The sequence below is a fragment of the Epibacterium ulvae genome (assembly GCF_018678075.1).
In the GTDB taxonomy this organism is placed as follows: Bacteria; Pseudomonadota; Alphaproteobacteria; order Rhodobacterales; family Rhodobacteraceae; genus Epibacterium; species Epibacterium ulvae_A.
This window is the reverse complement of sequence record NZ_JAHHIR010000009.1, coordinates 24,581-35,157: the sequence shown is the minus strand read 5'-3', so window position 1 is coordinate 35,157 and position 10,577 is coordinate 24,581. Positions and strand designations below refer to the sequence as shown.

Here is a 10,577-nt window from a genome sequence, read left to right as displayed (position 1 = left end):
TTCTAGGCCAAATCGCTGACCACAAGATCAAACGCCTCGATGAGCTCACCCCTTGGCGTTATGCCGCTCAAGCAGCATAACAGAGGCAGTAGACGTCACGCCAGAGCGCCTTCAACGGACGGGCACCATGATCGTGCTAATGAGGTCAATTATGCTGCGTAAATCAACCGTCATACATCATCGTTTTCCGCGAGATCATCCTTTGCACGGACAAGGCGCAGATATGTCGGCGCGTCGTTCGTGAGATCAATCACCGATATGATCCATATTTCGACAGAGCTTTCGATCACTCTGATCGGCCAAGGCAACCCTAAGCGGGGTTGAAACATCTAACTTTGCGATCATCTCCACGCAGCTCCATTGGGGGGCGAGAGATGGCGCAGACAGATTGCGCGATTGTACAACGCGAAGCAAAAGGACAGCCTTTGGGCGGCGCAAGGGGGCTTGGTAAATCGCCTTTTAACAACACACGTTCCTTGCGACCCCGTCGCGACACATCAGGCTGCGGGATCGCGCTGAGCAGCGCCCGTGTATAGGGGTGCTGGGGCGCGGCAAACACATCTGCAGTTGGTCCTTCCTCAACAATCACACCCAAATACATCACACAGACCCGGTCCGCGATATGGCGTACAACACTTAGATCATGGGAAATAAACAGATAGCTTAATCCCAATTCATGCTGCAGACGCAATAACAGGTTCAGGATCTGACTTTGAATAGAGACATCCAACGCCGAAACCGGCTCATCACAGATCACCAGGCGGGGCGACAATGCCAGCGCGCGGGCTATCACAACCCGCTGTCTTTGTCCCCCAGACAGCGCCATCGGCCGGCGATCCCGCTGATCCGGGTTTAGGCCAACCAGCGCCATCAGGTCATCCACCCGATTTGCCACCTTTGCGGCACTCCACCCATGGATCACCAGCGGCTCTGCAATTGCGCGGGCGACCGTCAAACGCGGATTTAACGCCGCAACAGGATCCTGAAACACAACTTGCATGTCTTGCCAAAGGTCACGCCGTTCCTGTTTGGACAAAAGGCTAAGATCTCTGCCTTCAAAAAAGATCTTCCCATCTGTAATCGGGGCCAGACCCAAGGCCGCATTGCCCGTGGTCGATTTCCCGCAGCCAGACTCGCCCACCACAGCAACGGTTTCTCCAGCTTTAATCTTTAAATTGACCCCATCAACCGCGCGTGTCACGGGGGCGGGTTTGCCCCAACCGGATGCACGCCCAGGCCAGTGCACTTTAAGATTCTGAAATTCGAGCAAAGCAGTCATGTCAGGCCTCAGACAAGGGATGGAAACAGGCGGTGCGATGTTGATCTCCGGTCAGCGCAGGCACTGCATCACACCGGCCGCTTTTGCGATCACATCGGGTGTTAAACCGGCACCCCGTCGGCCAGTTCTTTGGGCTTGGCACGTTGCCGGGGATGGCAAACAGCGCTTGTTTGGGGGGATGATCAAGCCGTGGAATGGTGCGCAGCAACATGCCTGTGTAGGGATGGCGCGGAGCGGTGAATATGGCTTCCACCGCTCCTTGCTCCACGATCCTTCCGCCATACATCACACAAACCCGATCCGCCATTTCAGCAACAATACCCATATCATGGGTGATCATCAGCACAGCTGTGCCGTCTTGTTTGGCAAGGGCGCTGATAAGATCCAGAATTTGCGCCTGAATGGTCACATCCAGCGCAGTTGTGGGTTCATCGGCAATCAATAGACGTGGTTTTGAAATCAGCGCCGCGGCAATCATCACCCGTTGGCACATCCCGCCAGACAACTCTGCCGGCAGCTGCTGTGCACGCCGTTTGGGATCAGGAATGCCCACCCGGTCCAACATATCTATCGCGGCTTCTGTCGCCTCTGCAACAGAGGCAACCCCGTGCACAATCAGGCTTTCGGCCACCTGCGCCCCGATGGGCATCAAAGGGTTGAGTGAGGAAACAGGTTCCTGAAAAATCATCGCCAGATCCCGCCCCCGCACCTGCCCCAAGTCTTGCGCGCCCTCACCCAAAAAAGAGGCCCCATTAAACCGGATCTGGCCACGTGTCACATCAAGCCCCTCGGCCAGCAGACCAATGGCAGACAGCGCCGTCAAAGACTTGCCCGAGCCGCTTTCGCCGACAAGTGCAACAATTTCACCCGCTTTGATATCCAGCGTCACCCCATCCACCAAAGGCAGATCCCCGGCCGAGACCGCAAGGTCTGTGATTTCCAGCAGGCTCATTTTGCGGCCTCAGCTGCAGCCCAGGGGCTCATCGGATGTGCGGCGGCCGCTGCACGCGCACTTTTACTGTCGGCCTGTACAAGCGATGGAATGGCAAATTGCACGGGATAAACAGTATTATCAGTCAGCTGCACCGCGTAATGTTCGCTAATCGCCGTTGCCACATCCGGGGGGGACTGGCGATCAACCAGAATGGTCGCCGTGCTCGCATCAATCCGGGGTCGGTGCAGTGCGGTTTCTGGCGTATCGCCGTCATCGATCAGAAACGACAAGATCTGCAACACAGACGGGAAGATCTGTCGCCCACCGGCGGCCCCCAAAGCAATCTCGGGTTTGCCATTTTGCAACGCAATCACCGGCGACATATTGGCCAGCGGCTTTGCCCCAGGTGTGATGGAATTTGGCTGATCTGGGCGCGGATCAAACCACATCATCCCATTATTCATGACAATTTCGCTTTGCGGCAGCACCACTTTGGACCCAAAGCGCGACAACAGGGTATTTGTCAGCGACACCATATTACCCGCTTTATCAATCACGGACAGATGGCTGGTGCAATCTTCACCTGCAGCCGCATGACCCAGATGTTTGAGCCGATATTCATAAGCGCCCCGGCAGGCTTGCGCATAGGCTGATGCCTTTTGCGCCTCAGGCAGGGTGCCAATGTCGTGTTCAGACAGGTCGCGCAACGCCCGCAACAGGCTTGGCCCGCCTGACAGGCCGGGGATCACGCAAATATCGCGATCCCGATAGGTTTGCTGCGTCGGTTTGTGCCACGTGACTTGATAATCCTGAAAATCCTTGGCCGTCAGGCATGACCCTGCAGCAGAAAGATCTTCTAATATCAACTTTGCTGTTTCACCCTCATAAAAATCACGCGCGCCTCGTTCAGCTAAACGCCGCAAAGTCGCAGCTTTCTTCGGCATCGGAAGCAGCTTGGCAGCCGCGGTTTTCGGATGTGTGCACAACGCAGACGGGTTCAAAAATAAATTGGCCGCCGCCGTATTTTGCAACAAATTGGGCCGGTCCACCGCAAAGGCGAGATCCGCAAACCAATCAACTATCATACCCCGCATGGCAATCTCAATCGCGGGGGCAAGCACCTCCGCCCAGGACAATGTTCCAAACCGTTCAAGCCCCGCAGCAAGACCAGCAACCGCACCCGGCGTGCAGATAGAGCCCCCCCCGATCAGATTGCGATTGCCTTCGACCATAGGCCAGTCAAACCAATCACCATCAGTCCCGTCTGCCAAAGGATAATCAGCCGGATCAAGCGCATGTGGAGACAAGAGATTAAAATCCAACGCATCCACATCACCCGTGGCGCTTGCATGTAGCAAAAATCCACCACCGCCAATACCCGACAGCCAGGGTTCAACAACGGATAAAACCAACGTAGCCGCCACCGCCGCATCCATGGCATTGCCACCTTGGGACAGGATCTGCGCACCTACCTCTGCGGCTTCGCGGTGCTGGGCCGCAACCAGCCCATTTGCACCAGTAACTTGTGGCTTATGCAACGACCAGGTTGAGGCATCCATTTGGTTGGCGTTTTGATCAATCATCTAAGATATTCCTTGGTCGTTTGGGGTGTGGGAATCCTCCACGTGCCTTGTGTGATGCGCGGCCAATGCACCGCAGGTTGCACACCAAAAACCATCATTTTCAACAATCGGCCGCCACAAGGCTTCTAACATCTCAATGCGCGCAGGACGTGTGCAAATCCAGTCATGGATCGTCATCATAAAAAGCGTGCCATGGCGCAAAGCCGCCTGAGCCTCGCTGTGCCACACCGCTCCTATCTCTAGGTGCGAGCGCGGCGGTGCCTCTCCGGCCCCAAGGAACTTGAAATAGATCGCATCATCAATATCCCACCGCACGGGAATTTCGGAAATGTCTTGCAGTGTATAGGGTACGTCATCCCCCATCAGCGAGGAATCCCACAGACCCAGCCGACCCAATTCCGCCAGCATATGCGGCGTCATCTCCCAGGCCGGCGATCTAAACCCAGCAGGCCGTTGACCTGTCTGCTTTACAAACAGCTCAATCGACTGTTCCAGCGCTTCGGTAAACTCCTGATCTGAAATGTCATTGACCAGCTCATGCCCATATCCATGCAAAGCAATTTCATGCCCGCGCTCTAACAGTCCCGGCAACAGATCTGGATTGGCTTCCGCAACGCCCCCCGGCACAAAAAAACTGCCTTTGATGTTCAACCGGTCCAGCAAATTCACAAGCCGTGCCATCCCCCTGCGCATGCCATATGAACGATGTTCTGGCACCGCCAATGTATTTGACCGCCCATTGCGTGTGGCCCAAAGATACGGCGCATCTGCATCAACATCGACGCTAAAACAGGCCGCGGCCTGTTTACCCGCAGGCCACGCATATGCAGGTGGAGACCAGATCATAGCGGCGATTTCTTATCTTGATACACATCAAGATTGCCCGCAGAGTTGCCCCCATCCACCGACAATGTTGCCCCGGTCACATTGCGCGCCGCATCCGACGCCAGATAAAGTGCTGCGTTACCCACATCTTGGGCAGTGGTTTCCGCACCAAGCGGGATTGCCGCCATCACACGATCAATATGTTCCTGTGGCAGTTCTGAAACGGCGCTGCCGGCAGCAAATCCGGGCTCAAGCGCATTTACACGAATGCCAAATTCAGCAAGTTCCAGCGCGAACCCCTTGGTCAGCCGGTCCAGCGCGGTTTTGGACATGCAATAGGTCACCATCGTGCGGCGCATTTTGCGCGCAGCCCCGGATGAGATATTGATCACATTGCCGCGCACTTCTTGCTGGATCATCTGCAGCGCAAATCCCCGCGTCAGTACAAAAGGCGCGCGCAGGTTCACCGACATAATGCGATCCCAATCCGCAACCTCCATATCCAGCATAAAGGCAGAGGGATAAAGCGCCGCATTGTTGATCACCACATCCGGCGCGCCCCATTCCTGACTTACACAAGACAGCACGTGATCCAAACCCTGATCATCGGTCAGGTCCGCCGCAACCGTAAACCCCGGCAATCCGCCAACCTGTAGATCCGTGCGGCACACTGTGGCACCTTGCGCCTCAAACTGATCCGCCAAGGCCTGCCCCATAATGCCAGAAGCCCCGGTAACAACCACGCGTTTGCCTTTGAAAGCGCTTTCAAAGTTCATCGTTCAGCGTCCTTTTCCAATAGTATCACTTAACCGGTCTCCAATCAGATTGGCGGATAAAACCAGTAAAAATAGCCCAAGTCCCGGAAAGGTTGCGATCCACCAGGCTGTGGCAACGTAATTGCGCCCGGTTGATAGCATCGCCCCCCAGCTTGCGGTGGGTGGCTGCACGCCAAGCCCCAGAAAAGACAGGCCCGCTTCAAACAGGACCATCAAACCAAATTCCAAGGTCGCCACCACCAGAACAGGGCCAATGATATTTGGCAGGATATGCACCCAAAGCACCCGCGGCACCGATCCCCCCATGGCCTGCGACAAGGTCACAAACGGGCGTTTGCCCACCGATAAGGTCTGCCCATACGCAACACGCGCATAACGCGGCCACCGTGTCAGGGTCAGAACAATCACCACGTTGAAAAATCCGGGGCCCAGCACCGCAACCGTTATAATGGCCAGTAGAATGGCTGGGATTGACAGAAAGATATCCACCAGACGCATCAATAACGTCTCCCACCAGCCGCGCAAATAGCCCGCCAGCATGCCTACTGCCACGCCCACGATGCCAGACAGCAGCACCGACAGCACCGCAACAGAAATGGAAATGCGCGCGCCATAGATCAAACGACTAAGAATATCACGCCCCAGCTCATCGGTGCCCAACCAATAGGTCACGCCACGGCTTTCATATCCGGGCACCTTTAGGCGGCCCAACAGATTCTGCCGGTCAGGATCCAATGGGGCCAACACAGGCGCAAACACCGCGGCACAGACCAGCGCCGCCAATAGGACTGCTGGCCACCAGGCGAGGCTCTTTTGCACGGAAAACCGGGGGAGAACCATGTTCATAAGGACGTCCCCAGCCGCACCCGTGGATCAATGATCGAATAAAGGATATCCGCCAGCAGATTGGCGAAAATCGTAACCCAGGCCCCCAACAGAACCACCGCTTGCACAACCGCAAAATCCCGTGACGCAATCGATTGCACTGTGAGCTGCCCAAGACCCGGCCAGGCAAACACCGTTTCCACAATCACAGCCCCTGCGAGCAGCTGTGAAACTTCCAGCGCAGTGATTGAAATAACAGGAATTGCAGAATTGCGCAGCAGGTGCTTTCCCACCAAACGTGGCGTTTTGACACCACGCGCCCGTGCCGATCGTATATAGTCGCGCCCCAGCTCATCCACCACAGCAGACCGCGTGATCCGGGCATAGGTCGCAAGTGACAGCAATCCCAATGCGATGGACGGCATAACCAGATGCGCCAGCGTTCCCGTACCAGAGGGCGGCAACCATTTCAGCCACACGCCAAAGACCATGATCATCATAATCCCGCTCCAGAAGGTTGGCATCGACTGGCACGCCAAAACAAATCCCATTATCCAGCGCGAAATCCATTTACCGCGCTGCAACGCCATAATCGCGCCAAGCGGCAGCCCAATCGCAAAGGCAACCACCAGTGCCCCCCCCGCCAATTGCAGGGTTTGCGGAATCCGGCTGGCCAGAATTTCAGCAACCGGTGCGTTTTGAATAAAGGACTTGCCCAGATCAAATTGCACCATATCCCCCAGAAACGAGAGATACTGTTCAATCAATGGACGATCAAAGCCAAGCGTCTTACGCATGGCTTCAAAATCCTCCTGAGTGGCGGTTTCAGGCAGTAAAAGCGCCGTTGGATCACCGGTCAGACGTTGGATGAAAAACACCAAGGTCAACACACCAAAGGCCGTAGTGCAGGCCTGAAACAGCCGATTCAGGAGGAAAAGTCGCATCACTCAGACCAGGCCATCCGGTTCAGGAACATGCTTTCGTTTGCCGTCGGCGCAAAGGTCAAATCAGACGACGCCCCATACAGCACAGCCGCTTGATACATTGGCAACACATAGTAGTTGTCGCGCACAATCTTATGGGCTTCGGCATAGGCCTCTTGGCGCACTTCAGCATCCAGCGAAACCCGTGCAGTATCCAGCAAAACATCTAGCTTTTCATCACTGACCCGGCTCCATGCGCTTTCGGAATGCAACAGCGGATAGGTGATACCGTCTGCATCCTGACACGCACAAGACCAGCGACCAAAGCTCAACTCTGCGTTCTCTTCTGGGGCAGAGCGTACGATGTTCAGATAGGTCGGCATGTCTGTGACACTGATTGAGATGTTAAAGCCAACATCATTCAGCATCTGCTGCAGCGCCTGCACGATACGTTGATCGAAAACCGGAGCCGTTGCAAAGACTGCAGGTGTCGCAGCCAGATCCGCCTTGGCAGAAACAATTTCCTTGGCGCCTTCTGGGTCAAAGATCCAAGGATCGATCCTTTCCTCATAGCCAAAATGCGCAGGTGACGCCAATTGCGCCATTGGGATTTCCCCAGCCCCCAGCAATCCTTCGGTGATCCCGAAATTATCAATCGCCATGCTGGCGGCTTTGCGCAATTCAACATCATTGAACGGAGGCTTGTCCAAATTCAAACCCAGATAGGCCACGCGCTCAGTGGGGGCAGACAGCACCTGAACATCGCCTTGCCCCGCCAATTGTGCGGCCCCATCACTGTCTAGGCCTACCACCAGGTCAGCTGTGCCAGCCTGCAGGTTCGCCAGCCGCGTCGCTGCATCAGGAACCGCACGGAAGGTAGCACTGTCAAACGGGCCGGTTTCACCCCAGTAGTTTTCATTCTGCACCAGGCTTACAGAAATACCGCGGTCCCAGGTTTCAAATTTGTAAGGGCCTGATCCAATGGGTGCTGCATTGAACGCTTCATTGCCAACCGCTTCGACAACATGCATTGGAACAATGGACAATTTCACCAACTGCGCCATCAGCGCGGGATATGGGCCATCGGTTGTCAATTTAACAGTTACATCATCAACCGCTTCAGCCGCTGCGATTTGATTGAACTGGCCCAATTGCGGAGAGCCAAATTCAGGATCTGTGATGCGTTTGACAGAAAACACCACATCCTCGGCCGTCAATTTTTCGCCATCGTGAAAAACCACATCATCCCGCAGTGTAAAAACGGTTTCCGTATCGCTGATACGCTCCCAACTGGTGGCGATCTGCGACACGATTTCACCCGAGTTGTCCCGCGTCAGTAGATTGTCAAAGATATTGCGATAGACATAGTAGCTGTCTGGGTTCCATTGCAGCTGTGGATCCAGCGAGGACGGCTCGCCAGACAGATCCACCGTTAAATCCTTGGCAAACACAGGTGCAGACAGGGCCACCGCTGCAACGCTGGCCAATAAAATATTGAATTTCATAGTCATGAGGGTCTCCTGTTGGATACAGCGTTTTCTTGTTGATTGCGCGCCGCCAACCCGCTGCCTGGCTGCAATGGCGCGTCGTTCTTAAGAAGTTGATGAAGGAAATAGCGTTCTTGCGCTGCAATCAGCGTCAATCTAGCCTTTTCGATGCCTGCCACATCCCGCTGCAAAATGGCCTGAATGAGATCAAAGACATCATCACGCCGAAACAAGGTGCCACTGTCTCCCTCAAGGTAATGGGTAATCCGGGCCGAATGGTGCCACAGCTTCCGTAAATGGCGTGCAGTAAAAGGATTCATTGCACCCAGCAACAAACCATCAATACGATCAACGTGATGGCGGATTGAACTCAGCGCAGTCTGATCTCCGCCACGCATCAGTGCCGTCAGTATGGTTTCTATCTGGGCAATCTCAACCTGTGCACCATCGCATAGCTTTACCTGCGCCAACCCAGGCTCAACAATACGGCGGGCCTTTAAAACATCGCCGATCAATTGACCTGTGATGGGTAAAATCTCCCACCCCATGCGTGCCTTAGATGTGGCCCAGCCATCAAACCCAAGACGGGTCAGACCAGCACGCGCCGCCGCACGCGAAAGGGCAAACCGCTCCATGATATCAGCTTCGGTGACGACCTCACCCGGACGCAGTTCACACCAGATCGTCGCGGCAAGCATCCGATCTTCGGCAAAACGAGACTTGGCATCGGGACTTGGCAAACCACGTTCGGCAAGGCCGGAACGGAGCATAGGGGAACTTGGATCATACATGAAATTTTAGATTGACCTTTATAACATGTCAGACATGGTGTTCTAACATATTTAATCTTGCAAGAAAAAACTTACGGACCCAGACGATGGCTATAAAACTGTCTATTTTTGGCGCATTAGGCTTGCTAGGGCAGCATTTAATGGATCAGGTATTGTGCGATCCTGATCTCGAAATCGTGAGTCTCCACGACCACCGACACAAAGAATCACTTACGGACCTGCCGTGGTTTGCCGGCCCTGAAGCACGTGAATTTGCGTTGAAAACGCCTATTTTTTCACCAACAGACACTGCGCCCGGTGATCTCATTTTATCTTTTTTGCCAGACAGCGGCGCTGAGGAAATCGAAAAACAGCACCTGCAAAACGGTGCGCATGTGGTCTCTCATTGCGAATACGCGCGCCATCAGGGGTCATTGTTAATGCCGGGCGTGCAAACAGCTGCACCGCAGGACGAAACACTGTGGTCGACCCCAAACTGCACCACCGCAATGTGTGCATTACCCCTTGCCTTGCTCCATAAAAAATTCGGCATCGAAGCCGTCCACGCCACAACCCTACAAGCAATCAGCGGAACGGATCTCCCCGGAATGCCTGCCTATCTGGCGCAGGATCACGTGATCTCCCCACTTGACGGTGAAGCACGGGCGTTAGAGCGTGAACTTGCCCTACTGTTTGATAACTCATTTCCGGTGAGCTGCGCCGCAACCCGCGTGCCGGTCTGGCGCAGTCATACGATTTCTTTGATGATCAAACTGCGGAACAACACAGTCAAGGCCGATGATCTGGCCCAAACTCTTAGCCGCGATCCCAAGATCCTTGTGACCTCCAAGGCCCCATTGCTGCCACCCTGGCAAATCGAATGCGTCAGAGACGATCTACTGTGCGCCATCGACGCCATCCAGCCTACGTCAGATGGCTGGTTTAAAATTTCTTTGCGCGGTGACAACCTTGGCCAGGCCACCACAGGCCTGATGGCTTCGCTTGCAAAAGCCCTTGGCAAAGAACAGGCAAAGCGGATTTGAGGTAGACACCAAACCCCAACACCAATCGAAAGGATATTCAGCACCCAAACCGACAAACACCGGCGCGGACCCTGCTATGCAAAATCGCGACACAGACAATACCGAACTGGCGCGCACAATGATCACCAAGAT

General features: G+C 54.8%; 10 protein-coding genes and 1 pseudogene. 2 read left to right on the top strand and 9 right to left on the bottom strand.

What is annotated here, in order from left to right:
• Positions 1-188: 188 nt before the first annotated feature.
• Positions 189-299: pseudogene (locus KMP13_RS21045) on the top strand (IS6 family transposase); the annotation flags it as partial.
• Between the two features lie 11 nt (positions 300-310).
• Here the strand turns inward: KMP13_RS21045 and KMP13_RS02160 are convergent.
• Genes KMP13_RS02160 through KMP13_RS02120 form a run of 9 tightly spaced genes read right to left on the bottom strand, consistent with a single transcriptional unit; the run spans position 311 to position 9,267 of the window.
• On the bottom strand, positions 311-1,279 hold the full coding sequence (locus tag KMP13_RS02160) for an ABC transporter ATP-binding protein (RefSeq protein ID WP_215263894.1): 969 nt from the start codon (positions 1,277-1,279) through the stop codon (positions 311-313).
• A 1-nt stretch (position 1,280) separates the two neighbouring features.
• Positions 1,281-2,231 carry an ABC transporter ATP-binding protein gene (locus KMP13_RS02155; RefSeq protein WP_215263892.1) on the bottom strand — a complete coding sequence of 317 codons (951 nt, stop codon included), beginning with the start codon at positions 2,229-2,231 and terminating at the stop codon, positions 1,281-1,283.
• Positions 2,228-3,796: a gamma-glutamyltransferase family protein gene (locus tag KMP13_RS02150; RefSeq protein ID WP_215263890.1), complete on the bottom strand. Its 1,569-nt coding sequence runs from the start codon at positions 3,794-3,796 to the stop codon at positions 2,228-2,230. The genes KMP13_RS02155 and KMP13_RS02150 overlap by 4 nt, the downstream gene beginning before the upstream one ends.
• Entirely contained in the window at positions 3,797-4,642 is an 846-nt protein-coding gene (locus KMP13_RS02145) for a polysaccharide deacetylase family protein (protein ID WP_215263888.1), read from the bottom strand.
• Positions 4,639-5,397, bottom strand: a complete 759-nt coding sequence (locus tag KMP13_RS02140) for an SDR family NAD(P)-dependent oxidoreductase (protein WP_215263886.1) — start codon at positions 5,395-5,397, stop codon at positions 4,639-4,641. Before KMP13_RS02140 ends, KMP13_RS02145 begins: the two co-directional genes overlap by 4 nt.
• 3 nt (positions 5,398-5,400) lie before the next feature.
• The gene (locus KMP13_RS02135; protein WP_215263884.1) at positions 5,401-6,243 is read right to left on the bottom strand and encodes an ABC transporter permease; all 843 of its coding nucleotides are present in this window, start codon (positions 6,241-6,243) and stop codon (positions 5,401-5,403) included.
• Complete coding sequence (locus tag KMP13_RS02130) at positions 6,240-7,166, bottom strand: ABC transporter permease (RefSeq protein ID WP_215263882.1); 927 nt, start codon at positions 7,164-7,166, stop codon at positions 6,240-6,242. The genes KMP13_RS02135 and KMP13_RS02130 overlap by 4 nt, the downstream gene beginning before the upstream one ends.
• Complete coding sequence (locus tag KMP13_RS02125) at positions 7,166-8,656, bottom strand: ABC transporter substrate-binding protein (RefSeq protein WP_215263880.1); 1,491 nt, start codon at positions 8,654-8,656, stop codon at positions 7,166-7,168. The genes KMP13_RS02130 and KMP13_RS02125 overlap by 1 nt, the downstream gene beginning before the upstream one ends.
• Entirely contained in the window at positions 8,653-9,267 is a 615-nt protein-coding gene (locus KMP13_RS02120) for a hypothetical protein (RefSeq protein WP_215263878.1), read from the bottom strand. Before KMP13_RS02120 ends, KMP13_RS02125 begins: the two co-directional genes overlap by 4 nt.
• Before the next feature lie 167 nt (positions 9,268-9,434).
• Here KMP13_RS02120 and KMP13_RS02115 point away from each other — a divergent pair, with 167 nt between their 5' ends.
• Positions 9,435-10,445 (top strand): hypothetical protein, encoded by a 1,011-nt coding sequence (locus KMP13_RS02115; RefSeq protein ID WP_215263876.1) that lies wholly within the window; start codon positions 9,435-9,437, stop codon positions 10,443-10,445.
• The last annotated feature ends 132 nt before the right edge of the window (positions 10,446-10,577 follow it).

Excerpts from the sequence above, each read along its gene's own strand:
- KMP13_RS02160 (WP_215263894.1), bottom strand. The coding sequence starts at position 1,279 with ATGACTGCTTTGCTCGAATTTCAGAATCTTAAAGTGCACTGGCCTGGG.
- KMP13_RS02155 (WP_215263892.1), bottom strand. The coding sequence starts at position 2,231 with ATGAGCCTGCTGGAAATCACAGACCTTGCGGTCTCGGCCGGGGATCTG.
- KMP13_RS02150 (WP_215263890.1), bottom strand. The coding sequence starts at position 3,796 with ATGATTGATCAAAACGCCAACCAAATGGATGCCTCAACCTGGTCGTTG.
- KMP13_RS02145 (WP_215263888.1), bottom strand. The coding sequence starts at position 4,642 with ATGATCTGGTCTCCACCTGCATATGCGTGGCCTGCGGGTAAACAGGCC.
- KMP13_RS02140 (WP_215263886.1), bottom strand. The coding sequence starts at position 5,397 with ATGAACTTTGAAAGCGCTTTCAAAGGCAAACGCGTGGTTGTTACCGGG.
- KMP13_RS02135 (WP_215263884.1), bottom strand. The coding sequence starts at position 6,243 with ATGAACATGGTTCTCCCCCGGTTTTCCGTGCAAAAGAGCCTCGCCTGG.
- KMP13_RS02130 (WP_215263882.1), bottom strand. The coding sequence starts at position 7,166 with ATGCGACTTTTCCTCCTGAATCGGCTGTTTCAGGCCTGCACTACGGCC.
- KMP13_RS02125 (WP_215263880.1), bottom strand. The coding sequence starts at position 8,656 with ATGACTATGAAATTCAATATTTTATTGGCCAGCGTTGCAGCGGTGGCC.
- KMP13_RS02120 (WP_215263878.1), bottom strand. The coding sequence starts at position 9,267 with ATGGAGCGGTTTGCCCTTTCGCGTGCGGCGGCGCGTGCTGGTCTGACC.